26 protein-coding genes are annotated in these 25527 nt (G+C 60.6%); 7 read left to right on the forward strand and 19 right to left on the reverse strand.

Annotated features, from left to right (window positions below; translation table 11 throughout):
• The first annotated feature begins 128 nt into the window (after positions 1-128).
• Positions 129-1832, forward strand: coding sequence for an AMP-binding protein (locus AACY42_RS13850; protein WP_339480024.1), 1704 nt, complete (start codon positions 129-131; stop codon positions 1830-1832).
• A gap of 723 nt (positions 1833-2555) precedes the next feature.
• Here the strand turns inward: AACY42_RS13850 and AACY42_RS13855 are convergent.
• The 3 genes from AACY42_RS13855 to AACY42_RS13865 form a co-directional block, all read right to left on the reverse strand.
• Positions 2556-3455 carry a hydroxymethylglutaryl-CoA lyase gene (locus tag AACY42_RS13855; protein ID WP_339480026.1) on the reverse strand — a complete coding sequence of 300 codons (900 nt, stop codon included), beginning with the start codon at positions 3453-3455 and terminating at the stop codon, positions 2556-2558.
• 155 nt (positions 3456-3610) lie between these two features.
• A complete protein-coding gene (locus AACY42_RS13860) occupies positions 3611-4012 on the reverse strand; it encodes a MerR family transcriptional regulator (protein WP_003200000.1) in 402 nt (133 codons plus the stop codon).
• 208 nt (positions 4013-4220) lie between these two features.
• Positions 4221-5153 (reverse strand): LysR family transcriptional regulator, encoded by a 933-nt coding sequence (locus AACY42_RS13865; protein ID WP_339480030.1) that lies wholly within the window; start codon positions 5151-5153, stop codon positions 4221-4223.
• Between the two features lie 177 nt (positions 5154-5330).
• Here AACY42_RS13865 and AACY42_RS13870 point away from each other — a divergent pair, with 177 nt between their 5' ends.
• Positions 5331-6560: an acyl-CoA dehydrogenase gene (locus AACY42_RS13870; RefSeq protein ID WP_339480031.1), complete on the forward strand. Its 1230-nt coding sequence runs from the start codon at positions 5331-5333 to the stop codon at positions 6558-6560.
• Between the two features lie 78 nt (positions 6561-6638).
• On the opposite strand, the gene AACY42_RS13875 is transcribed toward AACY42_RS13870, so the two are convergent.
• From AACY42_RS13875 to AACY42_RS13925, 11 genes are all read right to left on the reverse strand, one after another.
• Positions 6639-7508, reverse strand: a complete 870-nt coding sequence (locus AACY42_RS13875) for an isocitrate lyase/PEP mutase family protein (RefSeq protein ID WP_339480033.1) — start codon at positions 7506-7508, stop codon at positions 6639-6641.
• A 184-nt stretch (positions 7509-7692) separates the two neighbouring features.
• Positions 7693-7875, reverse strand: coding sequence for a hypothetical protein (locus AACY42_RS13880; RefSeq protein ID WP_339480035.1), 183 nt, complete (start codon positions 7873-7875; stop codon positions 7693-7695).
• Positions 7876-7889: 14 nt separating this feature from the next.
• A complete protein-coding gene (locus AACY42_RS13885; protein WP_339480037.1) occupies positions 7890-8552 on the reverse strand; it encodes a transposase in 663 nt (220 codons plus the stop codon).
• Positions 8549-9322, reverse strand: a complete 774-nt coding sequence (locus tag AACY42_RS13890; RefSeq protein ID WP_339480039.1) for a hypothetical protein — start codon at positions 9320-9322, stop codon at positions 8549-8551. The genes AACY42_RS13885 and AACY42_RS13890 overlap by 4 nt, the downstream gene beginning before the upstream one ends.
• 141 nt (positions 9323-9463) lie before the next feature.
• Positions 9464-10498, reverse strand: coding sequence for an arginine N-succinyltransferase (gene astA / locus AACY42_RS13895; protein WP_339480041.1), 1035 nt, complete (start codon positions 10496-10498; stop codon positions 9464-9466).
• Positions 10499-10559: 61 nt separating this feature from the next.
• Positions 10560-11576, reverse strand: coding sequence for an arginine N-succinyltransferase (locus AACY42_RS13900; RefSeq protein WP_339480043.1), 1017 nt, complete (start codon positions 11574-11576; stop codon positions 10560-10562).
• Positions 11577-11686: 110 nt separating this feature from the next.
• On the reverse strand, positions 11687-13036 hold the full coding sequence (locus tag AACY42_RS13905; protein WP_339480045.1) for an APC family permease: 1350 nt from the start codon (positions 13034-13036) through the stop codon (positions 11687-11689).
• A gap of 73 nt (positions 13037-13109) precedes the next feature.
• Entirely contained in the window at positions 13110-13862 is a 753-nt protein-coding gene (locus AACY42_RS13910) for an N-formylglutamate amidohydrolase (protein ID WP_339480047.1), read from the reverse strand.
• The gene (locus AACY42_RS13915; RefSeq protein WP_339480048.1) at positions 13846-15198 is read right to left on the reverse strand and encodes a glutamine synthetase family protein; all 1353 of its coding nucleotides are present in this window, start codon (positions 15196-15198) and stop codon (positions 13846-13848) included. Before AACY42_RS13915 ends, AACY42_RS13910 begins: the two co-directional genes overlap by 17 nt.
• A complete protein-coding gene (locus AACY42_RS13920; RefSeq protein ID WP_339480050.1) occupies positions 15195-15839 on the reverse strand; it encodes an isochorismatase family cysteine hydrolase in 645 nt (214 codons plus the stop codon). The genes AACY42_RS13915 and AACY42_RS13920 overlap by 4 nt, the downstream gene beginning before the upstream one ends.
• A 2-nt stretch (positions 15840-15841) precedes the next feature.
• The gene (locus AACY42_RS13925; protein WP_339480052.1) at positions 15842-16696 is read right to left on the reverse strand and encodes a MurR/RpiR family transcriptional regulator; all 855 of its coding nucleotides are present in this window, start codon (positions 16694-16696) and stop codon (positions 15842-15844) included.
• Positions 16697-16995: 299 nt separating this feature from the next.
• On the opposite strand from AACY42_RS13925, the gene AACY42_RS13930 reads away from it, so the two are divergent.
• Together AACY42_RS13930 and cobF are read left to right on the forward strand one after the other, a co-directional pair.
• The gene (locus tag AACY42_RS13930; protein WP_339480054.1) at positions 16996-17574 is read left to right on the forward strand and encodes a histidine phosphatase family protein; all 579 of its coding nucleotides are present in this window, start codon (positions 16996-16998) and stop codon (positions 17572-17574) included.
• Positions 17571-18326, forward strand: coding sequence for a precorrin-6A synthase (deacetylating) (gene cobF, locus AACY42_RS13935; protein WP_339480055.1), 756 nt, complete (start codon positions 17571-17573; stop codon positions 18324-18326). The genes AACY42_RS13930 and cobF overlap by 4 nt, the downstream gene beginning before the upstream one ends.
• A gap of 181 nt (positions 18327-18507) precedes the next feature.
• Here the strand turns inward: cobF and ftrA are convergent, their stop codons facing one another.
• Entirely contained in the window at positions 18508-19467 is a 960-nt protein-coding gene (ftrA, locus tag AACY42_RS13940; protein ID WP_339480057.1) for a transcriptional regulator FtrA, read from the reverse strand.
• A gap of 101 nt (positions 19468-19568) precedes the next feature.
• On the opposite strand from ftrA, the gene AACY42_RS13945 reads away from it, so the two are divergent.
• From AACY42_RS13945 to AACY42_RS13955, 3 genes are all read left to right on the forward strand, one after another.
• On the forward strand, positions 19569-20003 hold the full coding sequence (locus AACY42_RS13945) for a rhodanese-like domain-containing protein (RefSeq protein ID WP_339480058.1): 435 nt from the start codon (positions 19569-19571) through the stop codon (positions 20001-20003).
• 175 nt (positions 20004-20178) lie between these two features.
• Positions 20179-21291 (forward strand): M14 family metallopeptidase, encoded by a 1113-nt coding sequence (locus AACY42_RS13950; RefSeq protein ID WP_339480060.1) that lies wholly within the window; start codon positions 20179-20181, stop codon positions 21289-21291.
• Between the two features lie 64 nt (positions 21292-21355).
• Positions 21356-22072, forward strand: coding sequence for an alpha/beta hydrolase (locus AACY42_RS13955; protein ID WP_339480063.1), 717 nt, complete (start codon positions 21356-21358; stop codon positions 22070-22072).
• Between the two features lie 72 nt (positions 22073-22144).
• Here AACY42_RS13955 and AACY42_RS13960 read toward each other — a convergent pair whose 3' ends face one another.
• The 4 genes from AACY42_RS13960 to AACY42_RS13975 all read right to left on the reverse strand — a co-directional run bounded on the left by AACY42_RS13960 (position 22145) and on the right by AACY42_RS13975 (position 25464).
• Positions 22145-22732 carry a hypothetical protein gene (locus tag AACY42_RS13960; RefSeq protein WP_339480064.1) on the reverse strand — a complete coding sequence of 196 codons (588 nt, stop codon included), beginning with the start codon at positions 22730-22732 and terminating at the stop codon, positions 22145-22147.
• A gap of 266 nt (positions 22733-22998) precedes the next feature.
• Positions 22999-23280 (reverse strand): hypothetical protein, encoded by a 282-nt coding sequence (locus tag AACY42_RS13965; RefSeq protein ID WP_339480066.1) that lies wholly within the window; start codon positions 23278-23280, stop codon positions 22999-23001.
• Between the two features lie 161 nt (positions 23281-23441).
• Entirely contained in the window at positions 23442-24467 is a 1026-nt protein-coding gene (locus tag AACY42_RS13970; protein ID WP_339480067.1) for a purine-nucleoside phosphorylase, read from the reverse strand.
• 46 nt (positions 24468-24513) lie between these two features.
• On the reverse strand, positions 24514-25464 hold the full coding sequence (locus AACY42_RS13975; RefSeq protein ID WP_339480068.1) for a nucleoside-specific channel-forming protein Tsx: 951 nt from the start codon (positions 25462-25464) through the stop codon (positions 24514-24516).
• Between the last annotated feature and the right edge of the window lie 63 nt (positions 25465-25527).

Here is a 25527-nt window from a genome sequence, read left to right on the forward strand (position 1 = left end):
AGGCTGTCAATCGCCCTTTACGTTAACGTCAAGTTGAGCCAGAGTAAGTGCGCTTGAATCGCTTTACCTAAGGTATCTGTGCATGAGATTCACCGCTACACCCACTAATAAAGACAAGAGGGGGCGTCATGGATCTGCCCGGTTCACATTCGCATTCGCAGCTCAGCTACACCCGTGGCTCCCAGGCCAAGGCTTTGCTGGCCCAAACCATTGGCGAGGTTTTCGACCAGACCGTGGCCCGCGATCCGGAGGGCGAGGCGCTGGTGGTTCGCCATCAATCGCTGCGTTATACCTGGCAACAGCTGGCCGAAGCCGTCGATCTGCACGCCCGAGCCTTGCTGGCACTGGGCTTGAAAACCGGTGATCGCCTCGGCGTGTGGGCACCCAATTGCGCCCAGTGGTGCATCATCCAGTTCGCCAGCGCCAAGATCGGCGTGATTCTGGTCAACATCAATCCGGCCTATCGCGTTTCTGAACTCGAATACGTGCTTAAACAATCCGGATGCCAATGGCTGGTGTGTGCCGGGGCGTTCAAGACCTCGGATTATCACGCCATGTTGCAAGCGCTGGCACCCGCGCTGGCGGAGCAATCGATCGGCCACTTGCAGAGCGAGCGCTTGCCGGATTTGCGCGGTGTGATCAGCCTCGAATCCCAACCGCCAGCAGGTTTCCTGCCCTGGTCGCAACTGGCCGCCCTGGGGGCGGCGGTGACGCCTGCACAACTGGCCGAACGCCAATCCAGCCTGCACTGCGATCAACCGGTGAATATCCAGTACACCTCCGGCACCACCGGTTTCCCCAAGGGCGCCACCCTCAGTCATCACAACATTCTCAATAACGGTTACATGGTTGGTGAAAGCCTGGGCCTGACGGCGGGCGACCGGCTGGTGATCCCGGTGCCGCTCTACCATTGCTTTGGCATGGTCATGGGTAACCTGGGTTGCATGACCCATGGCAGCACCATGATCTACCCCAACGATGCCTTCGACCCGTTGCTGACGCTAAAGGCCGTGGCCGAGGAAAAAGCCACGGCACTGTATGGCGTGCCCACCATGTTCATCGCCCTGCTGGACCAGCCGCAGCGGGGCGAGTTCGACGTGTCTAGCCTGCGCACTGGCATCATGGCCGGGGCCACATGCCCCATCGAAGTGATGCGACGGGTCATCAATGAAATGCACATGGCCGAAGTGCAGATTGCCTACGGCATGACGGAAACCAGCCCGGTGTCATTGCAGACCGGTCCCACTGACGAACTGGAACTGCGCGTGACCACCGTCGGGCGTACCCAGCCGCAACTGGAAAGCAAAATTATCGATGAGGCCGGCAACATCCTCCCACGTGCTGCTGTCGGCGAGTTGTGTACCCGCGGTTACAGCGTGATGCTCGGCTACTGGAACAACCCCAAGGGCACCACCGATGCCATCGACCCGGATGGCTGGATGCACACCGGCGATCTGGCAACCATGGACGAGCAGGGCTACGTGCGCATCGTTGGGCGCAACAAGGACATGATCATCCGTGGCGGGGAGAATATTTACCCGCGTGAGCTGGAGGAATTTTTCTTCACCCACCCGGCAGTGGCGGACGTGCAGGTGATCGGCATCCCGTGCTTGCGCTATGGTGAGGAAATTGTTGCCTGGATCAAGTTCCATCCCGGCCACAGTGCCTCCGAGCAAGAGCTGCAGGCCTGGTGCAAGGAGCGCATTGCCCACTTCAAGACACCGCGTCATTTCAAATTCGTCGAAGAATTTCCCATGACGGTCACCGGCAAGATCCAGAAATTCCGCATGCGCGAAATCAGCATCGAAGAACTGCGCGATGTAGAAGGCTGAGCAAGATCCCCTGTGGGAGCGGGCTTGCTCGCGAAGGCGGTGTGCCAGGCGACATAAATGTTGGCTATGCCGCCGTTTTCGAGCTCAAGCTGCAAGGGCAATAGCCCGACAGGGCCACACCGTAGGGGGGGATATCCGTTGCTGCGGTAACGGCCACTTAGGGTACCGCCCTGACATCCAAACGCCAGACAGCACAAAGGGGAGCCGAAGCTCCCCTTTAATTTTGTCGTCACGTGCTCTTTTTTTATTATTGAGGGGCGGCCTGTTGTTGTTTTTGGCAGCCGTTGCCCTTTACCGCTGTTTTTGGCGATCCCCATCCGGGATCAAGAGCAAACGTATTTTTTTGAGCGCTGATCTACTTTTTTCGCCTTGCGATCCAACCGATTCGGGAGCTACCTGAAGGTAGTTTTATTGTTCTCTGCCCGGTTGCGGGTTGCTCCTGAAAGCACCCTGAAAAGCACATCCTCTCCAAAAAAATCTGTTAGCTGCGTCTCTGCCGTGTTGTTTTTGTTATGTCAGAGTCGTTTCGTCTTGTTTTTATTGGGTTTGCTGCGTTTTTTTATTCTTGTTATGCAAGAGATATAGCAGGTGGCGTGCCAACTTTTAAAACTCTATATAAATCAATGTGTTGTATTTTTTTGCTGAAAAACCCGGCGCACCAAACCTGACAATTTGTTTCCGTGTTACTCGTTTCGCTGCTGTTACAAAGCCTGCGGTAACACCTCATTGTGCGCTGCGGGCCTTGGCGACACGCGAACCGCTAGGGCGGCCGAGTACGTCGCAGATCTGCCGACCCGCGGCGATCAGGGCGTCCAGGTCGACACCGGTTTCGATACCCAACCCATCGAGCAGGTACAGCACGTCTTCGGTGGCTACGTTACCGCTGGCGCCCTTGGCATAAGGACAGCCGCCCAGGCCGGCGATAGAGCTGTCGAACACCGCGATGCCTTCCAGCAGGCTGGCGTATACGTTGGCCATGGCCTGGCCGTAGGTATCGTGGAAGTGTCCGGCGAGCTTGTCCCGAGGCACCTCGGTGCCCACCACCTCGAACATCCGGCGGGTGGCACCGGCGGTGCCCGTGCCGATGGTATCGCCCAGGGAGACCTCGTAGCAGCCCATGGCATGCAACTCCCGAGCGACCCACGCCACCTGCTCAGGCTTGACCGCCCCTTCATACGGGCAGCCCAGCACGCAGGACACGTAACCGCGCACACTGACACCGTGCTGCCTGGCGGCTTCCATGATCGGCGCGAAGCGCTCCAGGCTGTCCTTGATGGAGCAGTTGATATTGCGCTGGGAGAACGCTTCGGACGCGGCGGCGAACACCGCCACCTCTTTTACACCCGCCGCCAGCGCATCTTCAAAACCCCGCAGGTTCGGCGCCAGGGCGCCGTAGGTCACACCGGGCTTGCGCTGGATCTGCGCGAACACCTCGGCGGAACCGGCCATTTGCGGCACCCACTTGGGCGAGACGAAACTGCCGACTTCGATGTAGCCCAGGCCGGCGGCGCTCAAGGCATCCACCAGGCGCACCTTGTCGGCGACGCTGATGGGCTGTGCTTCATTCTGCAGCCCGTCACGGGGGCCGACTTCGATCAGGCGTACAAAGGAGGGGAGGGACATGGGGGTTGACCTGTAGTGAGTTGCCAAAGTATCGAGAACGATGCTGCCCCCTGTGGGAGCGAGCCTGCTCGCGATAGCGGTATGTCAGTCGCCATTGATGTTGTCAGTTACATCGCTATCGCGAGCAGGCTCGCTCCCACAAGGGGCATGTTGTGTTACTGGACGATTTCTTCGCCCTTGATCGTCTGCTCCAGCGCCTGGATGCAGCGTTCTTCGGCGGTGTCGAGTTCCAGCTTCATCTGTTCGATGTCCAGCAATTGCTGTTCGAGCTGTTCGCGGCGCTCGGTGATCTTCGCCAGCATGCTGTGCAACTGCTTCTGATTGCCGCTGGAGGGGTCGTAGAGTTCGATCAGCTCGCGGCACTCGGCCAGGGAAAAACCAATGCGCTTGCCGCGTAGGATCAGCTTCAGGCTGACCTTGTCCCGCGGCGAGTAAATGCGCTCCTGGCCCCGTCGCTCCGGGCTCAACAGGCCTTGTTCTTCATAGAAGCGGATGGCCCGGGTGGTGATGTCCAGTTCGCGGGCGAGGTCGGAGATGCTGTAGGTCTGGCTGCTCATGGAAGCGCTCGAAACGAAAGGGGCTGACGCTAAGCTAAAGGCAGGTTGACGTTCGCGTCAAGCAGTCACAGGTGTGTTGTCCGTGCGGGGCCCTTCGCGAACAAGCCCGCTCCCACAGGTTCTGCGTCCTACACAAAATGTTGCGTGCACTGCAGGTCCAATGTCGGAGCGGGCTTGCTCGCGAAGAACGATGATGCGGTCTATCGCCTTACACCGCCTTATCAAGCTTCTTCTCATGGGCGGTCACCTGCTGGCACAGCTCGATCATTTGCTCGCGCATCCAGCGGTTGGCCGGGTCCTGGTCGGTGCTTTCGTGCCAGTAGAGATGGGTTTCCACCGGTGGCACATCGTTGACCGGTAACAGGAAGGCGTGCAGATCGTGACGACGGGCAAAGCGCTCGGGGACGGTCATGACCATGTCCGTTTGTTGCAGGACCTGGGAGGCCATCAGGTAATGCTGGGAACGCAGGGCGATCTTGCGCTGGATACCCATCTTGCCGAGGGCCAGGTCGACATAACCCAGCCCGTTGCGGCGGCTGGAAATATGCACGTGGGTCTGGGCCAGGTAATCATCGAGGCTGATCTTTTCCTTGCCCGCCAACGGATGGCCCTTGCGCATGGCGCACACGTAGCGATCTTCCATCAACTTGACGTGGCGCACCTGCGGGTCGGTATTGAGCGGTGCATCCACGGCGAAGTCGAGGCGGCCGGCGGCCAGTTCCTTGGTGGTTTCACGGCGCTTGGAGAGAAAACTCTCGATCGCCACGGTGGGTGCCAGGCGACGCAGACGCTGGAACAGCAGCGGCAGAATCACGCCTTCGGTGAGGTCGGTCATGCTGATGCGGTAGGTCTTGACGGCCTGCAACGGGTTGAAGATCCGGCTTTCCTGCACCGACACCCGCAGCAGCGACAAGGCGTTGCGCACCGGACCGATGATGTTCTGGGCCATGGGTGTCGGCACCATTCCTTGGGCGGTGCGCACGAAGAGCGGGTCGTTGAAGGTCTCCCGCAGACGCGCCAGGGCATTGGACACGGCCGGTTGGGTGATGCCGACGATTTGCCCGGCGCGGGTCAGGTTGGCTTCGGTGTAGATCGCATCGAAGACAATGAAAAGGTTGAGGTCGACCTTGCTCAGATTCATGGCGCTGCACTCTTATTCTTGGGCTTGTTGTGAGGTGCCGGGTGGCGATGAGAATCAGTGAAACATATATCGGTGATGAATGTTAATACACGCCGAGAATAGGTTAGGTAAATTTTCGTAGCTGAACTAGCATCGATTTCATGACCTAAAACAACCTCTGCCAAGAAGGTGCTGCTCATGGATTTTGCCTATTCCCCCAAGGTTCAGGAACTGCGTGAACGCGTCACAGCGTTCATGGATGCCTACGTCTACCCGGCCGAAGCAGTGTTCGAGCGGCAAGTGGCCGAAGGCGACCGCTGGCAACCCACGGCCATCATGGAAGAGCTCAAGGCCAAGGCCAAGGCAGAAGGCCTGTGGAACTTGTTTCTGCCTGAATCCGAACGGGGAGCCGGCCTGACCAATCTGGAATACGCGCCGCTGGCAGAGATCATGGGGCGCTCGTTGCTGGGGCCGGAGCCGTTCAATTGCTCGGCGCCGGACACCGGCAACATGGAAGTGCTGGTGCGCTACGCCAATGAAGAACAAAAGCAACGTTGGCTCGAGCCACTGCTGCGCGGCGAGATTCGCTCGGCTTTTGCCATGACCGAGCCGGACGTTGCCTCCTCGGACGCCACCAACATGGCCGCCCGTGCCGAGCGCGACGGCGACCAGTGGGTCATCAATGGCAAGAAGTGGTGGACCTCAGGGGCCTGCGACCCGCGCTGCAAAATCCTGATCTTCATGGGCCTGAGCAACCCTGATGCGCCACGCCATGCCCAGCACTCGATGATCCTGGTGCCGGTGGACACCCCGGGGGTCAAGATCGTCCGGCCGCTGCCGGTGTTCGGTTACGACGATGCGCCTCACGGGCATGCCGAAGTGCTGTTCGAGAACGTGCGGGTGCCGTATGAAAACGTCCTGTTGGGTGATGGACGCGGCTTTGAAATTGCCCAGGGTCGCCTCGGCCCGGGCCGGATTCATCACTGCATGCGTTCCATCGGCATGGCCGAGCGCGCATTGGAGTTGATGTGCAAGCGTGCCGTCAGCCGCACGGCCTTCGGCCAGCCGTTGGCGCGCCTGGGCGGTAATATCGACAAGATTGCCGACTCGCGGATGGAAATCGACATGGCGCGCCTGCTGACATTGAAGGCGGCGTACATGATGGACACGGTCGGCAATAAAGTGGCGAAGAGCGAAATCGCCCAGATCAAGGTCGTCGCACCGAACGTGGCCTTGAAGGTCATCGACCGGGCGATCCAGATCCACGGTGGCGCCGGGGTTTCCAACGATTTCCCACTGGCCTACATGTACGCCATGCAACGCACCCTGCGCCTGGCCGACGGCCCGGATGAAGTCCACCGCGCCGCCATTGGCAAGTTCGAGATCGGCAAGTACGTGCCAAAAGAAATGCTGCGTAGCAAGGGCTAGGATCTGGCCCACCCCTTCAAGTCTAAACATACAAGCAAGCTTTGCCCCCACAGGCTAATCCTGTGGGGGCGAGTCCGCTTACTCCTTGACGCTCATGTACTCCTCGGCCCAACGGATGTAGTCCTCGGGCTGGGTGTAGGTGTGTGTCAGTTCGGTGGCGCTCAGGTCCGAAGCCTGGGTGAAGAGCTGCCGTTGTTCGCGAAGGCTGTCGTAGGTCGCCTTGATCGCGGCGAAATAGGCGCCGTGGCCGTCGATGGTCACGCGTACGCCCAACTCGGCCAGGCGCTTGTCGTCGCGCAGCAGTGGGTTGCCATAAGTGACAAGCATCAGCGGCACCGTCAGGTTTTCGCTGATCTTCTCCAGATGATCGAAGTCTTGCACCCCCACCATGCAAATACCGTCTGCCCCGGCACGCTCATATTGGTGGGTACGGCTGATGATTTCCTGGACCGGCAAGATCCCCGCGTTGGTCCGGGCGATGATCGCCATTTCCGGATCGACTCGCGCCTCCAGTGCCGCACGAATCTTGCCGACGCCTTCGGCTACGCCGATCAGGTCGGTGGATTTACGCCCGAACTGGGCCGGCAGCAAGGTGTCCTCGATGGTCAGCGCCGCGATGCCGGCCCGTTCCAGTTCGACGATGGTGCGCATCACGTTCAGGGCATTGCCGTAGCCGTGGTCGGCGTCGGCAATGACCGGCAGTTGGGCCACACGACCGATGCGGGTGGCCTGTTCGGCAAATTCGCTGAGGGTGATCAGGGCGAAGTCCGGCGCGCCCAATACTTGCAACGACGCCACCGAGCCTCCCAGGATGCCTACTTCAAAGCCCAGGTCGGCGGCGATGCGCGCCGACATCGGGTCGAACACCGAGGCGGTGTGGTAGCAGGTATTGGAAGCCAGCAGTTGGCGAAAGCTACGACGCAAATCTTGATGGGAAAGCCTGGACATATGAGTTCCACCAATGGAATGGAAAGGCTTGAGCAAAAGTGTCAACGCCGAAAGAACCAAAGGCTATCACGTGGCAGGCGCAAAGATGATGACGAATGTGTGTGGGCGATGCGGTCACGGCATCGAAAAAAGGCTGCAAACCCGGAAGGTCTGCAGCCGGGCCAAAAAGCCCATTTCAAACTATTCAGTCTTCGGTCGGTAGGCTCCAGAATTGCTTGATCTCATGGATGTTTCCGACGTTGAAGCGCGTCGGGAATCCGGGGAGCGTGCAGTGGATTTCGTTCGTCAGTTGCATTGCGGTATCGACCACATGGGTGCCTGCCCGCAGCAATGGGGTTTCATCCCAGTCTTTCATCAGGTTGTTCAAGGTTCCTCCTTTCTTCAGTTACTGGACAGCGAATGACTACCGGCATGGAGCAGTGACAGTGTCTCTGTAAACAGCGTGATCTCTTGCGCAGCTACGCCGGGGTAAAGGGGTATGTAATCTTTATCAAAGCACCATGCTTCGTCGATCTTGTCCAAGCGTTCGGGATGGACAAGCAGGCTGAGTGAGGCAGACATTGAGTTAGGGGCTATTTGTTTATGGATTTCCCGCAAGGCTGGCATGTACAAGACTTCTCCTGGGGCAAGTTTAAGCCTACGCTCCTTGCCCAGTCGGAGTTTTTTATCTTTTTGCAGCGGTAGATCTTCAAGTAGTTCGCGTACAAGGGTGGTGTAGCCATCGCCACTGTAGCCGACTGCATAAATATCAAAGTCGTGGCTGTGGTTCAGGTCATAGATGAATGTTTCACTTTCATCATGGGTTTTTACCGGTGACCAGAACCCCAGGCGAAGGGTGAATGAATCATTCTTGTGCAGCACAAAACCATAGGCGTTATAGAGGCTGTTGCGTGTACTGAAACCGTCTCGCTGGAGGGTGGTATAAAGATGATCGCTCAATAGACAACGGTTTTTGGCCAGTTGGCGCAAGTCTGCAATGATCCTGGTGTTGTCTCGTTGCAGGTCATAAGTGTTCAGTCGCTCGACAAACGTTTCCAGGTTCATGCCGCCTGCTCCAATGAATGGAGCAAGTTGTCCAGGCGCGCACTCCCGAGTTTTTTCAGCAGTGGAGCGTAATTCAGCGCGTTTTGCGGGTCAGCCCGATAAAGCATCTGGAAGGCTTTCCACGCCACGGCAGGGTGATAGTGGTAGATCAGCTCCCCGGCAACTCTGACACCGTTCGGGTCCTGGATCGTTTCGAGTAATTCGAGGCTCACCAGGTACCGGGCGGCACTGTTGTCGTGAGGCAACCAGGCTGTTTTGCGCAATGAGACAGGATCAAATACGCTGATGTCCGCACTGCGATCGGGGAAGTTAATTCTGCCAATCAATGCAGGTTGTTTTTCGCCCCTTTGAGAATAGTCGAATAAGGTTCGATTGCCATCAATGATCAGCGGATTGCAGTTGTCGATGATCGAGGTGTCGGTTTTTTCAAGTTGATGCGCGTTGAGGGTGTATAGCTGGATTTCGAAAGGCTGATCAAGTGCGAATAGAATGCTTTGGCCGGGCACCGAGTACAGTTGCGAAGACGCAGTATTAGATGCAGGTGCCTTGATACTGATATTACCAACGCTCGTGCAATGCAGCGTGATGGTGCCGGTGTGCGGGTTGGTCATGTTCATGATGGCGGCGCGTCGAGACTGTGCCGTGGTAACGGTGTGTTGAACATCCAGATCGGCGATCAATTGTTTGATTTGCGCGGTCATGTCTAATGTCTTGATTTTCTCCGCTATGTGTTCGAGCGGTAATCGTGTAGCAATCAGATGCTTGATCATGAACAGTGTCGTTACAGTGGGTCGGTGTGCGAAAGTATGGGTCTCGAGTAGGTGGGTGGCAATTATGTAATTGTGGAGAGGTATTGCTGATCAACGACATGCTTGTGTATTGGATATATCCAAGAACGGGCGATACCGAGGCTACGCCGCCACTGCTTGTTGCCCCTGCCTGGGCAATGTCACGGCGCGCACCGTATCACCCGGTTGCACTTGCAGGCGTTTGGCAGTGAGGCGATCGACGAGCAGCTTGTGGCCATGCTGGTGCGCGCGAGCGCTGGTGACGCGGCAGTTTTCCAGACGCTGATTGTGAATCAGCCAGACCGGTGCCTGTTCGTCGGGGGTGCCAATGACCAGGGTCAGCGTCTGGCTGTCGCGTACGGTGCGGATCTTCGACACCGGCGCCTCGATCACCGGGCCGCCGTCAAAGATGTCGATGTAGCCCTTATGGCTGAAACCTTCAGCACTGAGAATCTTCAGAGCCGGCTCGGTGTTCGGGTGAGCCTTGCCGATCACCGCTTGGGCCTGCTCGGTGAGCAGGCAGGTGTACAGCGGCTGGCGTGGCATCAGTTCGGCGATGAACGACTTGTTACCCATGCTGGACAGCTGATCGGCGTAGCTGAAATCCTTCTTGAAAAAATGCCGTCCCAGGCTGTCCCAGAACGGCGAACAGCCTCGTTCGTCGGCATGGCCCCGCAGTTCGGCGATCAGTTTTTCGCCGAACAGGTGGGGGAATTCGGCCACGAACAGCAGGCGCGCCAGGGACAGCAGGCGTCCGTTGTGGCCGGACCGGTGCTTGGGGTGCAGGAACAACGAGCAAATTTCCGATTGCCCGGACATCTCGTTGTTGAGGAACAGGGTCGGGATCTGCCGCTGGATCCCCAGCTCCGGTGCCGAGCTGACCGTCAGCCCGACCCGATAGTTGTACCAGGGCTCGCGCAGCCCGACCGCGCCGGTCAGGGCACTGATGCCCACCACCTGCCGATCATCATCTTCGAGCACGAACAGGTAATCGGCGTCGGCACGTTCGACTTGCCCGGCAAAGGTCCGTTGGGCCCAGCGAATGCGGTGGGCCAGGCGTTCTTCGTTGGCCGGCAGGCTGGTGAGGCCGGGGCCTGCGCAACGGGCCAGGTCCAGCAGTGCTGGCAGATCGCTAATGGCGACCGGACGGACAATCATGATGCAGCTCCTTCATCGCATCGATCCAGGCGCCGATGGGGGCTAAGGGATCGAGTGAGGTTCATAGGGCAACTACCCGGATCCGCTCACCATCCATGACGTCCAGGGCGGCCAGCATGCCGGGCGACAGGGTCACGGGACCCTCGGCGTTGACGTCCAGCTCGGCGACGATGGCCCGGTAGTTTCCAAGGCAGTCGTTGCTCACAAGGTAACGGCCTCTCGCATCGATCTGCCGGCTTTGCCGGGCCGTGGCGCTCCGACTTTGCGTAATGGTGCGGATGTTGGCGATACGGGCATGCAAGGTCGGCCCACCGTCGAAGATGTCGACATAGCTGTTGGTCTCGAAACCCTCGCGCGCCAGGATGTCGAAGGCTTCCTGCCCGTCGGGATGCACCCGGCCGATACAGGCCTGGGCCGCTGGCGGCAGCATGGGGACGTAGATGGGGTATTGCGGCATCAGCTCGGCAAGAAAGGTCCGGCTCTGCAAGCCGCACAACCGTTCGGCTTCGGCGTAGGGCAGGTCGAAGAAATGCTGGCCGATGGCGTCCCAGAAGGGCGATTGACCGTCCTCGCTGCTAAACCCGACGATTTCGGTAATGACCGATTTGGCAAAGCGCTGGGGATGGGCGGCGATGAACATCAGCCGGGCCCGGGACAGTAGCTCCGACTCCGGCGTGCGCACCCGCTCGGCGTCGATGTGGAAGCCACGCAGCAGCGTCTGCCCGTTGAGGTCCTGGCACAGCGAGAGCGCAGGCACGCCGTGCTGGATGTTCAGCTCCCGGGATTCGCTGGAAAACGGCCGGTTGCGCAGGCTGTAGAACGGTTCGTTGCAACCGGTGCTGGAGAGAACTTCCGAACAACCGACCAGGCGCCCGGATTCCAGGTCCTCCAGGACAAAAAAATAATTCTCCGCGCCAGGGCCCTGCACATCGGCCTCGAACGAGGTGCACGAGTCGAGGATCTTTTCCTCCAGGCGCGCGGTATCGTCCGGCAGCGACGTGACACCCACCAGGCTGTCACGCGCCAGTTGTTGCAGTTGCGGCAGATCGGTTAGCTGAACTGGACGTAAGGCCAGCATGGATTGCACTCCTGTTCCAGAGAGCCCGGTGACAGGCACCGGGCTTGACGATCACTGTCGATGTCCACGCGCTGTCACCACGGTTGGCTGAATCCTTTGGCCGCCGGTCCTCACTGACCGGCCGGGTCGGGCACGGCGCTAGGGTTGCCGAATTTGTTGAGCACACACAGATAGACCACGCCCGCGGCGATCCAGATCAGGCCGAGCTTCTGCGCAGCCACGCCCATGTTGTACATGATGGCCGTGACGATCACGAAGCCGATCAGCGGGCAGATCAAGTGGCGAATCAGTTGACCGGACTGCTGGCGGCGCCAGTAGTGGTTGATGACGGTGATGTGCAGCAGCATGAAGCCGCTCAGGGCGCCGAAGTTGACCAGCGAGGTGAGGGTGTCCACGGCGTCGATGAACAGGTAGCAGATCAACAGCGACAGCACCGCCACCAGGTAGATGCTCAGGTACGGGGTGTTGTGTTTCGGGTGGACCTTGGCCAGCACCTTGGGCAACTGGCCGTCCCGGGCCATGCCGAACAACAGGCGCGACACCGCCGCCTGCGAAGTGATCGCCACGGCCACGCCCCAGGCCAGGGCCGTGGCAACCGCGGTCAAGGTGGCCAGCCAACTGCCGGCTGCCAGCTCGGCGATTTCATAGAATGCGGTGTCGGCGGACTTGAAACCCATGCCAGCGGCCAGGTCCGTGGCGATCCAGGTCTGCACCACGAAGATCGCCCCCATCACCAGCAGAGTCACCAGGGCTGCCTTGCCGACGCTGCGGCCCGGGTCGCCCTTGATCTCTTCGGCCAGGGTGGAAATGGCGTCGAAGCCCAGGAACGACAAAACCGCGATGGACACAGCTTGCATCAGCAAGGCGAAGTTGAAGTGTTCCGGGCTGTACAGTGGCGCGAGGGTCAGTTGGCCGTTACCGGCCCCACTGTGCAGGGCGTTCCAGGCGTAAAACAGGAAAATCCCCAGTACCATCAGTTGTGCCAGCAGGAAGATGATGTTCATCCGCGCGGTGAAGGTGATGCCCCGCAGGTTGACGAATGTCGCGCTCACCAGGAAGGCCAGGATGAAACCGACCTTGGGAATGTCCGGGTACAAATGGTTCAGCGCCATGGCGGCGTAGACATAGAGCAGCGGCGGGATCAGCAGGTAGTCCAGCAGCATCAGCCAGCCGGCGATGAACCCGACGTGTGGGTTAAGGCCCCGTTGCGCGTAGGAATAGACCGAACCTGCCACCGGAAAGGCCCGGGCCATGCTGCCGTAGCTCAAGGCAGTAAACAGCATCGCCACCATGCCGATGATGTACGCCAGCGGCACCATCCCCGGTGCTTCGGCGTTGACATAGCCATACACGCCGAACGGGGCGATGGGGATCATGAAAATCATCCCGTATACCACCAGGTCTGTCAGCGACAGGCCGCGTTTCAATTCCTGTTTGTAGCCAAATGCCTCAATGCTCATGCGCCGTATTCCTTTTCAGCTGTGTGGGTTGCTCTTGCTTGCTGTCTGTCGCTGGAAACTTGCCGCTGCCGCGCTACAACAGAGGCGCCAGGTAGGCGCTCCAGGTCCGCACCGCTTCGGGGCTACGAAGTTGATCGTTGCGCACTTCGATCAACACCGAATCCAGGCCGCGGCCATCGCCGTGCACCGGGACCGTCATGTCGGTCAGGGGATTGATCTTGTAGGGCTGGTTGCCCGCTGCTCGTAGCGAATGCCGGCCCAGCCCGTCGACGATGTGCTGGGCGTATTCCTTGGCTTCGCCGAACAGCACGCCCGCTTCAAGGGCGCGCGGCTGGCCGTAGAACACCGGGGTGAAACTGTGGATGCCCACCACGCGCACCGGCCGGTTGGCGGCCAGGCGCTGGTCGATCAACGCCCGCAACCGATCATGGAAGGGATGAAACAGACGCTGCTGGCGATATTCGCGAGTGGCTTCGTCCAGGGCATGGTTACCCGGAACCTGGTAGATCTCGCTCTGGGCCGGAATGCTGTCGGGGACGTGCAACGGGCGATTGAGGTCGATCAACAACCGTGAGTAATTGGCCGACAGCAAGGTTGCGCCGAGGGTTTCGGACAGGCGTTCGGCCAAGGCCAGTGCGCCGATGTCCCAGGCAATGTGTTCCTGGGAGGCCGTTTCATCCAGCCCCAGGCCGTTCAGCGCATCGGGAATGAAACGGCTGGCGTGTTCGCAGACCAGCACCACCGGGTGTTCGGACGCCTCCCGGGTCAGTTGATAGGGTGGCCTGGTGTAGAGGCCCGATTCAGCACATTCAATAGATTCGTGCATAGTGCTCACAACGCTCGGCAGGTGACAGCGCCTCGGTCAAGGCCAGCTCCTGGGCCTTCAAGGCGAAGTAGGTTTCGACCAACGGGCCGGGTAGGGTCTCGAGCAACGCCCCGCTGTGGCGCAGGCAATCCAGTGCCTGGGCCAGGGTTGTCGGCAGGGCGATAATGCCACGGGCGCGCCGTTGTGCTTCATCCAGCTCATCGGGTATTTCATCGGTGACAGCGTTCAATGCCAGCCGTTGCTGGATGCCCAGTCGCCCGGCAATCAACAGCGCCGCCATCGCCAGGTGCGCAGAGGCGGTGGCATCCATGGCGCGGAACTCCAGGTTGTACTGGTTCGCCAGCGGCTTGCCGCTCAGGCTCACGGTCGGGCAGATGCGCAGCGCCGCTTCGCGGTTGCGCTGTCCCAGGCACGCATAGGACGCGCTCCAGTGATGAGGTTGCAGGCGCTCGTAGGACACCGGCGTCGGCGCGGTCAGCGCGCACAGCGCCGGCAGATAATGCAGCACGCCCGCGGCCCAATGCTGGCCTAGGCTGGACAAACCGTTGCTGCTGGCGGCGTCATGCAGCACCGGGTCCGCGCTCAGGTCTTGCAGGCTCAGGTGCAAATGCACGCCGTTGCACACGGCATGTTCCGAGGCCTTGGGGGCGAAACTCACGTCCAGGCCCAATTGCCGGGCGATCTCGCGGGTGATTTCCCGTACGTTCACGGCCCGGTCGGCGGCGGCTACGCCCAAGGTCGGGCGGCAGGTGATTTCGTATTGATGCTGGCCATATTCCGGCAGGAACATTTCCGGCTCGACACCGCCGGCCCGCAGGGCGCTGAGCAACCATCCGGCGAATTCGGCCTGCTGGCGCTGGGCCTGGAGGCTGAAGGCCGGGCGATCAGGCTGCGCCGGCGTGGCAACCAGGTTGAATTCATGCTCGAACGCGGCGAAAACCTGCAAACCCAGATCGGCGCGATAACGCTCCACTTCGTCCTGCAACAGCGTGCGCGGACAGGCGCTCCAGGGCCGGCCGTCGGTCTCGCGCACGTCGCAATGGATGAAGTCCAGGACGGGCGCCTGGGCGTCAGGGCCATTGTTGACGGTCACTCGGCTGGACAGGTCCGGCACCAGCCGCAGGTCGCCATATGCGCCCCAAGGGTTGGCCGATGCGATGATGTCCTGGGGCGTCAGCGCGCTGTTGGCTGGCACCCAACCACAACCGGCGGTGACGTAGTGGGGCAATTCATCACTGGCAAACGAGCGCCCACGGGTCACGCCGATCAGGTCGGTGGTCACCAGGGTCGTGATGGGCAACGGGGCGAGGATGGCGGCAGGATCGAGACGGCTCACGGCTGCATCTCCTGCAAACGCGCGAGCACGGTGTCGGTATCGCTGATCCAGCAATAGCCCTTGATCGCGTTCAGGCACGCCAGGTGCCGTTGTTCGGTGTAGGTGGCGCAGGCATCTTCCACCAGCGTGACCAGGTAGCCGCGATCGGCGGCGTCGCGCACGGCCATGTCGACGCATTGGTCGGTGACGATGCCCGCGACGATCAAGTGGCGGGTCTGCAGGTTGCGCAGCACGTAGTCGATGTTGGTGGAATTGAAGACCCCTGAGGAGGTCTTGGGCAGCACGATTTCGTTTTCCAGCGGCGCCAGTTCGGCAATGATCTGCGCCTCGGGGCTGCCTTTGGGCAGGTGCATGTCCGACAGCTTGTGGTCCAGGGATCGGTCGCGGCCATCGGCGGTGAGGCTTTCGATGTGGGTGTGCAACACGTTGTGCTGCGCTTCGCGCATCGCGTTGAGCAAGCGCTGCTGGTTGGGGATGACCTGCTGGCGGGCCCGCTGGATGAAATACTCGGCCTCGCGGGTGTGCAGGTGGGCATCGAATTGCGGTTCCAGCCAGGCGCGTTGCATGTCCACCAGCAGCAAGGCGGTGTGCTGGCAGGTGAACGGCAAATCCCGGGGCGAGCAGTGGGGGAGCGAGAACATCCTTATTTTTCCTCCAACAGGTGCGTGTTGAATTCCGTGCGCAAGGCGTCGATACCTTCCAGGCGTTCGGCCAGCTCAGGGCATTGCGGGGTCAGACAGGCAATCAGCGCCTCGACTTGGGCCAGCGCCGGCACCAGGCTGTCGAAGGCCGAGATCGATTCCACCGGGGCGCTGATGATCAGGTCGGCCAGCTCGCGCAACGGCGAAGCGTAGACGTCGCTGAACAGGACGACGCGGGCGTGGCGCTCCTTGGCCGCGCTGGCCACGCGCAGGGCCTGGGCCTGGTAGCGACGGTAATCGAAGATCAGTACCACGTCCTGGCGCTGTACGTCGAACAGCCGGTCAGGCAGTTGGGCGTTGTCTTCCAGGGTAAAACAGCCGGCGCGCAACAGACGCAAGTGGTTGAGCAGGTAGTGGGCCAGGAAGCTGCTGAAGCGCCCGCCAAAGCAATGCACCTGATGGCGGCTGTCGAGCAACCACTGCACGAGAATGCGCACGTCTTCGGGTTGGGTCAGGGCCTGGGTGTTGATGAGGTTGCGTTGACTGGCGGCCAGGTACTGGCTCCAGGTATCGCCTTGCTGCAATTTGGCCCGCGGTTTCAACAGGGTGCGAGGGGAGCGCAGGCGATGGTCCATGTCACTGAGCAGTGCATCCTGGAATTCGGCGTAACCGCCAAACCCGAGTTTTTTCACCAGCCGCACGATGGTCGGATCGCTGACGCCGGCATGGTCTGCCAGGCGTGACATCGGGCCGAGGCCGTTGCGTGGATAGTGATCGAGCAGGGCACGTACGACCTTGCGTTCCGACGGCGTCAAAACCAGGCCGGGATCGGTGATCAGGTCTCTGAGAGTTGGCATCCGTGCTCCTTGCCAGGATGGGTGTTGAATTTCTTTCATAACTTCTGAAAACAGTATTTATGTAGCTGGTGCTACATGTCCAGTGGTTTTTACGTTCCGTTTAACATGCGCCAATATTGTGCGAAACCCTTGTAGGAGTTGGTCCCGGCTAGGTAGCGCTGGTATGTCAGTCGATGCTTCTAGCGATGTCGGACATAACGTCTTTTTGTCTCACTTATTTGATTTCGTATAAGGTGCTGTACAACTAAAAGCGTGAATATCCCGTCCATGCGACCCTTTCGATTGCCTGAGAATCCAGTGTGCAAGCCACTCGTCTGACCTTGATCTGCCACGCCCGCACCGCCGCCCAGAAGCAGGCGCGTTTTGGCCTGGACGAACCGCTGGACACCGACTGGCTGGCACGCCGCGCGCAGATCGACCACCACTACCGAAATGTCCGGCAACTGCTATGCGGGCCGGAACTGCGCACGCGCCAGACCGCTGCTCTGTTCGGCGACGAGCCCGAGCAGGATCTGGCCCTGGCCGATTGCGATCTGGGACGTTGGCGAGGGTTGTCCATCGATGAATTGCTCCAGGCTGAACCGCAAGCCCTGCAGAGTTGGCTCGATGATGCCGAGGCGGCTCCCCATGGTGGTGAATCTGTCGCCCAGTTGTGTCGCCGTGTCGGCGATTGGCTGTCCCGCCTGGAAACCCGGCCAGGACATCTGCTGGCCGTGACCCACCCCTTCGTGATCCGCGCAGCCCTGGTAAATGTCTTGGGTTGCCCGGCCGCCACATTCAACCGGATCGACATTGAACCGTTGTCCACCCTCCAGTTGTGTTTCAACGGCGTATGGCGATTGCGCACCCAAGGACCTGGCCAGGAGTCGCCGCGATGAAGACGTTGTCAGTCATTGGCATTGGGGCCGGCGATCCGGATCACTTGACGATGCAGGCAGTGAAAGCCTTGAACCGCTTGGACGTGGTCTTCCTCATGGACAAGGGCCCGGCCAAGGACAAACTGTTGGACCTGCGGCGTGAAATTTGTCGGCGCTACATCGTTGATCGCACCTACCGCTTCGTCGAAGCCTACAGCCCGGAGCGCCAACGCGGCGACCTGGACTACAAGGACAGCGTCGAGGCGTTGAACCGCGCTAAACAGGCCACCTTCGAACGCTTGATCAATGAAGAACTGTCCGACGGGCAGCAGGGTGGTTTTCTGGTGTGGGGCGATCCGGCGTTGTACGACAGCACCGTGCGCATCCTGCAGGCGATCCTCGACGCGGGCCGCTGCGCCTTCGAATTCGAGGTGATCCCTGGCATCACCAGCGTCCAGGCCCTGGCCGCCCGGCATAAAGTGCCGTTGAACAGCATTGGCGGTTCGTTGGAAATCACCACCGGACGCCGGTTGGCGGCGGGGCAGGTGGGCGACGCTGCGAGTGTGGTGGTGATGCTCGATGCCGAGGACGCCTATCGCCAGGTGAGTGATCCCGATACCTGCATCTACTGGGGAGCCTACGTGGGGACGCCGGATGAAATCCTTATTGCCGGCCGATTGGGGGACGTGGCCGATGACATCGAACGCACCCGCAAGGCTGCGCGAAAGGCGAATGGGTGGATCATGGATACGTATTTGTTGCGCAAGCCTTGATCAAGGTAGGTGCCAGCGAAGCCACGGGTGGAGAGAGGGTATGTGGGAGCAAGGCTTGCCCGCGATACAGGCGATGCGGTCTTTCAGCCATCGAGGCGCTCGTTTCGCGAGCAAGCTTTGCCCCCACAGAAATCCCCTCGCCACAGCAGCGTTCGACAGTCCTATGGCCTGAGGCCTGGTTTCACCCCCGCCCAAACCGCTCCCGATACACCGACGGCGCCAACCCCACGACGCTGCGAAACGCCACACGAAAGCTTTCCACCGAGCGGTAGCCACACAGTTGCGCGATGTTGTCGGTATTGTCCCCGGTGCTTTCCAGCAATTCGCGGGCCCGGGCCAGGCGTTCATGTTGCAGCCAAGTCTTGGGCGATACGCCGCAAGCCTGGGTGAAATGGCGCAGGAAGGTGCGTTCGCTCATGGCCGCCTGGCTGGCCAGTTCGCGCACGCCGAGGGGTTCGTGCAGGCGTTCGCGGGCCCATTGCATGACACTCGACAGGTCGCTACGTGGCGTACGGCTGACCGGCCAGGGAATGAACTGCGCCTGGCCGCCCGTACGTTGCGGCGACATCACCAACCGACGTGCCACGGAGTTGGCGACCTGCACGCCATAGTCTCGTGCCACCAGGTGCAGGCAGGCATCGATACCGGCGGCGCTGCCTGCCGAGGTGATGACCTGTCCTGAATCCACGTACAGCACATCCGGGTCTACCCGCACGGCGGGAAAGCTTGCGGCCAGTTCGTCGGTGTAGCGCCAATGAGTCGTGGCGCCGAGGCCATCGAGCAGACCGGCGGCGGCGAGTACGAAGGCACCGGAGCAGATCGACAACAGGCGCGCACCACGGGCGTGGGCCCTGCGCAGTGCTTTGAGTAACGCCGGGGACGGTGGCGCGCTGCGGTCGCGCCAGCCGGGCACGACAATGGTCTGGGCGGTTTCGAGCAGGTCCATGCCGCCATCGGTCAATACCTGGAAGCCGCCCATGGCACGCATCGGGCCGTCATCGACCGCGACGATCCGATGCGCGTACCAGGGAAAATCGAATTCCGGCCGCTCCAATCCGAAGATCTCGACGGCGACACCGAATTCGAAGGTGCACAGGCCGTCGTAGGCGAGGATCGCGACCAGACCAGGGTTAAGCTGCATTTGGCGGAAAAATCCCACAGAGTGTCTTGTGCGCCACTGTAGCGACAAGCACCCGGCGGATAAAGTCTCTTCACGCCTTATCTACCCTGGAGTACACGCCCATGACCAGCCCGGTTCGCGAAGTGCCTGCTGCCCCCTCCGATATCGCCCTGCAGCATTTCAGTCGACGCCTGACATTCGAAACCGATTGTTCCGACGTTCACGCCAGCCAACAGGCCGGCAACATCGATTTTGTGCTGGTGGATGTACGCGGACCGCTGGCCTACGCACGCGGGCATGTACCCGGGGCGATCAACCTGCCAACCCGCACACTCACCGCCCAGGCACTGGCCGCCTATGCCCAGAGCACCCTGTTCGTGGTGTATTGCGCCGGCCCGCATTGCAATGGCGCGAACAAGGCAGCAGTGCGCCTGGCAACGTTGGGGTACCCGGTCAAGGAAATGATCGGCGGTGTCATGGGCTGGCTCGATGAAGGTTTTCGCCTGAGCGGCACAGTGGAACGCATGGCGGACGAGGCGATCAGTTGCGACTGCTGAGACAGCTTTTTGTGAGGGCGAGCTTGCTCCCGCTGGGCGCTGTAGGAGCTGGCGAAGCCTGCGATCTTTTGATCTTTTGATCTTTCGCTTGGGGCTCAGTGGCTGGGGAGAGATCGCAGCCTCGTTGCACTCGACAGCTCCTACACAGCGCCTTGCCTAGTCATTCGGAGGTTCTATGCAACGCATCGACCATACCCTGCCATGGAGCCACCTGGGCACCGAGCGCCGGCTCAGTGTGTTTCGTTACGGCCATGGCCCGCGTAAGGCTTATATCCAGGCGAGCCTGCACGCCGACGAACTGCCGGGCATGCGTACGGCCTGGGAGCTGAAGCAGCGGCTCAACGACCTTGAGGCGCAAGGCCTGCTCAAAGGGGGGATCGAGCTGGTGCCGGTGGCCAATCCCATCGGCCTGGATCAACATCTGCAAAGCGCCCACATGGGGCGTTTCGAACTGGGCCGCGGCAAGAATTTCAACCGCTCTTTCGTGGAGCTCAGTGCGCCGGTGGCGCAACGCATCGGTGATCGTCTGGGTGACGACCCGGCTGCCAATATCACCTTGATCCGCCAGACCATGGCCCAGGTTCTCGACGACCTGCCGGCGCCGCCTTCGCAACTTGAAGCGCTGCATCGCCTGCTGCTGCGCCATGCCTGCGACGCCGACATCACTTTGGACCTGCATTGCGATTTCGAGGCTGCGATCCACTTGTATGCCTTGCCGCAACAGTGGCCGCAATGGCGCTCCCTGGCCGCACGCCTGAAGGCCGGGGTGGCGTTGCTCAGTGAAGATTCCGGTGGCAGTTCGTTCGACGAGTCCTGCTCTTCGCCCTGGTTGCGCCTGGCCAAAGCCTTTCCAGCGGCGGCGATCCCAGCGGCGAACCTGGCGACGACGCTGGAGCTGGGCAGCATGGGCGACACCCGCGTGGAACAGGCCCAGGCCAATTGTGAAGCCATACTCGGTTTTTTGGCCGAGCAGGGTTTTATCGCCGGGGACTGGCCATCCGCCCCCGCCGAGTGCTGCGAAGGCTTTCCGTTCGAAGGCACTCAATACCTGTTCGCGCCGCACCATGGCGTGGTGAGCTTTCTGCGTGAGGCTGGCGAATGGGTGGAGCGCGGCGATCCGCTGTTCGAGGTGGTTGATCCGTTGAATGATCGGGTCACCACCGTGCGGGCCGGCACCAGTGGCGTGCTGTTCGCCCTTGACCGCGGGCGCTACACCCAGCCGGGCATCTGGCAGGCAAAAGTCGCCGGGCGTGAGCCGATTCGTACGGGGAAATTGAGCAACGACTGATAAGTACTGTCTACCTCACCGCACGCTTCTTGTCGTGCGGCTACCGAACGATGGAGGAAGATTGATGTTTAAAGCGCTCGCCCTGTTTCTGTTGCTGGTCTCGTCCGGGTTGCAGGCTCAACCCTCGCTGCACACGGACTTGCCGCTCAACTACCTGGCCCAAGCCGATGAGCAAGCCAGGAACCGCCCGCTGGTGATCTTCCTGCACGGCGCCGGCAGCAACGAACAGGACCTGTTCGAGCTCAAGGACGAGCTGCCCCGGGATTACAACTACCTCTCGGTGCAGGCGCCAAAGAGCATGGAGCAGGACCGTTATCAGTGGTTCGCGAAAAAGGGCGAGGGTGCCTACGACGGTGATACCTCGGACTTGAAGGCCAGCGCTCAGGTGCTACTGGACTTCATCGACAAGGCACGGGCCAAGTACTCGACCGACGCGAGCAAGGTCTACCTGGTAGGGTTCAGTCAAGGCGCGATGATGAGCTACGAAGTTGCGTTGCGACACCCCGAAGCCGTCGGTGGTATTGCCGCGATGGGGGGACGGGTCCTGTCGGTGCTGCGGGCGGAACTGACCCCCGACGAGTCGCGCCGGACATTGGCGGTGTTCATCGGCCATGGCACGGCAGACCCGATCATTCCCTACCACGATGGCACCGATGCCAACAGCTTCCTGAAGACCCTGGCGCTGGAGCCGGAATTCCATGCCTACCCGGGCGTTGGCCACAGCATCAGCGCCTTGGAAGTACAGGACCTGCGGGCCTGGCTGGAGCGGCTCAATCCCTGACCACAATAAGTCCCTGTGGGAGCTTGCTCACGACAGTGGTGGGTCAGCTTTCATCAAAGTATTGCGGGGCGCTTATTTACCGCTGGCGATCTGTTTCACCAACGCTTCATGACCGGCCTTGTCGCTGGCCCGGGAGATGACCTGCACCACCGCCATGCGCGTGCCGGAGGCGCCCAGCAACGTGGTGTCGAGGGTTGGCCCGCCGCCCTGGGTCGCGCTGGTGTCGAGCTGACGCAGGCCCAGGCCGGTGCCTTTTTGGGTCAAGCTTTTTTCGCTGAGGATCTTGGCGTCCGGCAGGGCTTTGATGCGTTGGGCGGCGAAGTCGGCCATGGTGGTGTCGAGGAACGCACCATCGTTGTCCTTCACATTCGTACCGTTGACGATGGTGTTCTCAGCCGCAATCACCACGGTTTTGCTGGTGGCATTGCTGTACATCGTCCCTGTCACCCCAGCGGTGCCCTGGGCCACTTCACCGGCGGGTAACGGCGTCGCTGTGAAGCCCTTGGGCAAGGTGAAGGTGAACTTGCCGCCGAGCATCGACACCTTCTGCGCCAGTGCATCGCCGGCAGGTTTGGCCGGGGCCGCTTGGGCGGATACCACGACCAGGCTGGCGATGGCTCCCAGCAACAGGGAGGCGGCTTGTTTGCTCAGCAATGACATTGAAACGCTCCACAGATGGTCGTGCCTGGAGGCCGATCATCCCATGGACATCGCCCCGGACTCCAGCGCCAGTGCCGAAGAGGCTGTCATTTGGGTGAGCGGTGTGCGGCGTTGCAGGTGGTGCCCGCACCCGCAGGTGTCGGGTCAGCAGCAACATGACCATCGACACCGCGACGCCCGGTGCTGAACCTGATCAAGTTCGCCCGAGCAATTCGCCGCATACGTAAGGACACGCTCGATCACCGTAGGAGCCTGGCCGGAAGCACTCAGTCGGGTTCCACGTCCAATTGCAGGCTGTCATCGGCCAGGCGTTTGGCTCGCCGAACAATGCCGCTGATGCGTCGGCCTTCGGTATTGAATACCACGATCTGGGCCTTATCCAGATCCTTCGGCAGTGGCGGTCGCACGTGCAGCGTGAACCAGGGTGGTTCGCCGTCATCCAGGCGTTTGACGGCGTACTCGCAGTTGACACTTGTGGTATTGCGACCAAACATCGTGTCGAGAGCGTAATCAAGATGCGTGCTGTCGGCAGCAGGGTCGAGGAACATCGGCGGTCTCCTGGGTGGGTACGCACGGCTGATGTTCAAGTGATTCTTCCCGGAATGGAAAATTCCATTGGGTGATCTGTAGAGATTAGCCTCAACCTGTGGGAGCAAGACTTGCCCCCACAGATCGCTCCCTTCTCCACAAGTACCTGGGCGGCTGGTGATCAAAGGCCAGGCACGCCGTCTTTCCACGCTGACCAGTTTTTCACAATGTCCTGTACCAGCGGGTTGCCGGTGCGGAACAGGTTTTCCAGCGCAGGGACGAAGGCGCCCTGGTCGGCGTATTTGAGCAGGTTGTCCACTTCGTTGCCGCCGGGTTCGGGGCGGTCGAAGTCAGACCCGGCCCGCAGCACGGCCAGCCGGTTGATGTCTACCTGACCCTCGCGGCTGGCCCGTAGCAACGCCTCGTAGGTGGAATTGTCTTCCTGTTGAGTGGTGCAGTAGACACCTTTGTTGTCGGTGAGCAGGCGGGTCCAGACTTCGGCGCGCTCGCTCAGGCGCGTGCCGGAGAACCACGTGTTGCCGGCCACGGTGTCGCAGCGCGTCACCACCGGCGGCTGGTTGGCCGGCGCATACGGATACTTCAAGCGCCAGGCCGCCGATTCCTTGCTTTGTGCCAAGGTCACCTTCTGGCTGAGGGCAAAGGCCTTGGCTTGCAGGGCCGGGTTGAGCTCGAAGACTTCCGTTTTGTAGTCCAGCGGCGGCTTTTCATTCGGCCCTTTGGTGTTGATGCCCAGGTAGCCGGTGGGCCAATCCTTGGGCACATCCCGCGAATCTAGCTCCCATTGGGTGCCGAACTCCACCAGGTAATGGGCCCAGGCGGTTGTGCCAAGCGTGCCGTGGTGCGGGTTGATGCCGGCGATCCCGGCCACCAGGAAATAGCTTTTACGCAGGTCGACGGTGGGGGAGAGGGCCAGGGCCAATGTCGAGGCTGCGGCGTTGGTCTGGCCCATGCCGGTGATCAGCAGGCAGACCCGTTCGGCATTGCAGCGAATCGTCGGGTACTCGGCGGACAGCCCTGGTACACGGATTTCATTCTTGAGTTCGAGGCGTTCAATCCAGTTCTGCGCCTCGGGGGCGAACATCGTGATCAACATGACTTTGGGTTGAAACGCCGGCGCGGCCCCGGCGGTCGAGCAGAGCAGGGCCGTGCAGGCCAGGCCGATTGAAATAGACAGGCGATTGATCATGTATTCGTGACCTCCATGGATTCGAAGTGGTGCTTCTACTGTTTGCTCAGAATTGATAGCCAACCCCGGCGTAGTATCCCCAGCCGTCGGAGCGGGCGCGGAAGTTGCCGTCGCCAAAGTTAAGCTCACTGCCGTCCTGCCAGTTACCGCCGTTGTGGAAGTAGCGGCCCACCAACGTAAAGCGCAGGTGCGTGAACGAATACAGCAAGACGTTGGTGGCGACTGTGGCGTTGGCGGTGCGGGCCGGGTTGTCCTTGTGCAGGTCCGAACCGAAATCGAAATTGGTGAAGCCGATGTACGTCAGCGAGGCGCCATTGCCGAACTGGCTGATCGGCACGATGTATTTGAGCTGGACGCGGTAGCCGTCCCAGGAATATTCATTGCGGGCGCCATAGTTTTCCCATTGATAACGGCCATAGAAGTTGGCCGACAGGTTGACCCTTGAGTGGGTGTCGATGTCAGTGCCCAGGCCGCTGTACAAGGTGTTCGCGCGATTGGCGCTGTTGCTGCCGTGGTCGTAGATCCAGTCGAACGCCACATACCATTCCTTGAACGGACCGACGGCCAGGCTGCGGCCGGCCAGGTAGTCGATGGAAATACGCGGTTCGTGCTCCATGAACACCGGGGAACCGTGGTCCCACGCACCTTTGTCATGACTGTTGCCAATACTGAAAATCTTTGGAATGTCGACGTAGCCATAGAGCTCGAAGGGCCCTTTGCGTCCGAAATATTCATATTCCAGATAGATATCGTCGACCGGTTGTGGGCCGAAGCTGATGTCCTTGCTGCCGATGAGTGTCAGGTCCTGGTTGTACCAGTCCGATAGGTAGGCGCCCTTTTTTGAGGGGGTAGCCTCGGGACTGAGGGCTTCGCCCTGGGCGGACGCCTCGGTGGTTTGGGCTTGGGCCGTGGTGCTGAGTAGTCCGGTAACGGCGGTCAGTAGCAGGGCGACTGCCAATACGCCGGGTCTAGCGCGACACTGGGAAGTGCAGTGCATGGAAAGTCCTTGTTCGTGCGGGCCGAAGCCCGGGTTCCGTGGTTGAAAAAAACAGTCGATCCT

Origin of the sequence: Pseudomonas sp. RL_5y_Pfl2_73 (assembly GCF_963970515.1) — a bacterium.
Lineage (GTDB): Bacteria > Pseudomonadota > Gammaproteobacteria > Pseudomonadales > Pseudomonadaceae > Aquipseudomonas.

Excerpts from the sequence above, each read along its gene's own strand:
- AACY42_RS13975 (WP_339480068.1), bottom strand. The coding sequence starts at position 25,464 with ATGCACTGCACTTCCCAGTGTCGCGCTAGACCCGGCGTATTGGCAGTC.
- AACY42_RS13870 (WP_339480031.1), top strand. The coding sequence starts at position 5,331 with ATGGATTTTGCCTATTCCCCCAAGGTTCAGGAACTGCGTGAACGCGTC.
- AACY42_RS13965 (WP_339480066.1), bottom strand. The coding sequence starts at position 23,280 with ATGTTCCTCGACCCTGCTGCCGACAGCACGCATCTTGATTACGCTCTC.
- AACY42_RS13950 (WP_339480060.1), top strand. The coding sequence starts at position 20,179 with ATGCAACGCATCGACCATACCCTGCCATGGAGCCACCTGGGCACCGAG.
- AACY42_RS13900 (WP_339480043.1), bottom strand. The coding sequence starts at position 11,576 with ATGCTGGCCTTACGTCCAGTTCAGCTAACCGATCTGCCGCAACTGCAA.
- AACY42_RS13920 (WP_339480050.1), bottom strand. The coding sequence starts at position 15,839 with ATGTTCTCGCTCCCCCACTGCTCGCCCCGGGATTTGCCGTTCACCTGC.
- AACY42_RS13860 (WP_003200000.1), bottom strand. The coding sequence starts at position 4,012 with ATGAGCAGCCAGACCTACAGCATCTCCGACCTCGCCCGCGAACTGGAC.
- AACY42_RS13970 (WP_339480067.1), bottom strand. The coding sequence starts at position 24,467 with ATGATCAATCGCCTGTCTATTTCAATCGGCCTGGCCTGCACGGCCCTG.
- AACY42_RS13855 (WP_339480026.1), bottom strand. The coding sequence starts at position 3,455 with ATGTCCCTCCCCTCCTTTGTACGCCTGATCGAAGTCGGCCCCCGTGAC.
- AACY42_RS13850 (WP_339480024.1), top strand. The coding sequence starts at position 129 with ATGGATCTGCCCGGTTCACATTCGCATTCGCAGCTCAGCTACACCCGT.
- astA (WP_339480041.1), bottom strand. The coding sequence starts at position 10,498 with ATGATTGTCCGTCCGGTCGCCATTAGCGATCTGCCAGCACTGCTGGAC.
- AACY42_RS13875 (WP_339480033.1), bottom strand. The coding sequence starts at position 7,508 with ATGTCCAGGCTTTCCCATCAAGATTTGCGTCGTAGCTTTCGCCAACTG.
- AACY42_RS13910 (WP_339480047.1), bottom strand. The coding sequence starts at position 13,862 with ATGCACGAATCTATTGAATGTGCTGAATCGGGCCTCTACACCAGGCCA.
- AACY42_RS13890 (WP_339480039.1), bottom strand. The coding sequence starts at position 9,322 with ATGATCAAGCATCTGATTGCTACACGATTACCGCTCGAACACATAGCG.
- ftrA (WP_339480057.1), bottom strand. The coding sequence starts at position 19,467 with ATGCAGCTTAACCCTGGTCTGGTCGCGATCCTCGCCTACGACGGCCTG.
- AACY42_RS13955 (WP_339480063.1), top strand. The coding sequence starts at position 21,356 with ATGTTTAAAGCGCTCGCCCTGTTTCTGTTGCTGGTCTCGTCCGGGTTG.
- AACY42_RS13945 (WP_339480058.1), top strand. The coding sequence starts at position 19,569 with ATGACCAGCCCGGTTCGCGAAGTGCCTGCTGCCCCCTCCGATATCGCC.
- cobF (WP_339480055.1), top strand. The coding sequence starts at position 17,571 with ATGAAGACGTTGTCAGTCATTGGCATTGGGGCCGGCGATCCGGATCAC.
- AACY42_RS13925 (WP_339480052.1), bottom strand. The coding sequence starts at position 16,696 with ATGCCAACTCTCAGAGACCTGATCACCGATCCCGGCCTGGTTTTGACG.
- AACY42_RS13960 (WP_339480064.1), bottom strand. The coding sequence starts at position 22,732 with ATGTCATTGCTGAGCAAACAAGCCGCCTCCCTGTTGCTGGGAGCCATC.
- AACY42_RS13905 (WP_339480045.1), bottom strand. The coding sequence starts at position 13,036 with ATGAGCATTGAGGCATTTGGCTACAAACAGGAATTGAAACGCGGCCTG.
- AACY42_RS13865 (WP_339480030.1), bottom strand. The coding sequence starts at position 5,153 with ATGAATCTGAGCAAGGTCGACCTCAACCTTTTCATTGTCTTCGATGCG.
- AACY42_RS13885 (WP_339480037.1), bottom strand. The coding sequence starts at position 8,552 with ATGAACCTGGAAACGTTTGTCGAGCGACTGAACACTTATGACCTGCAA.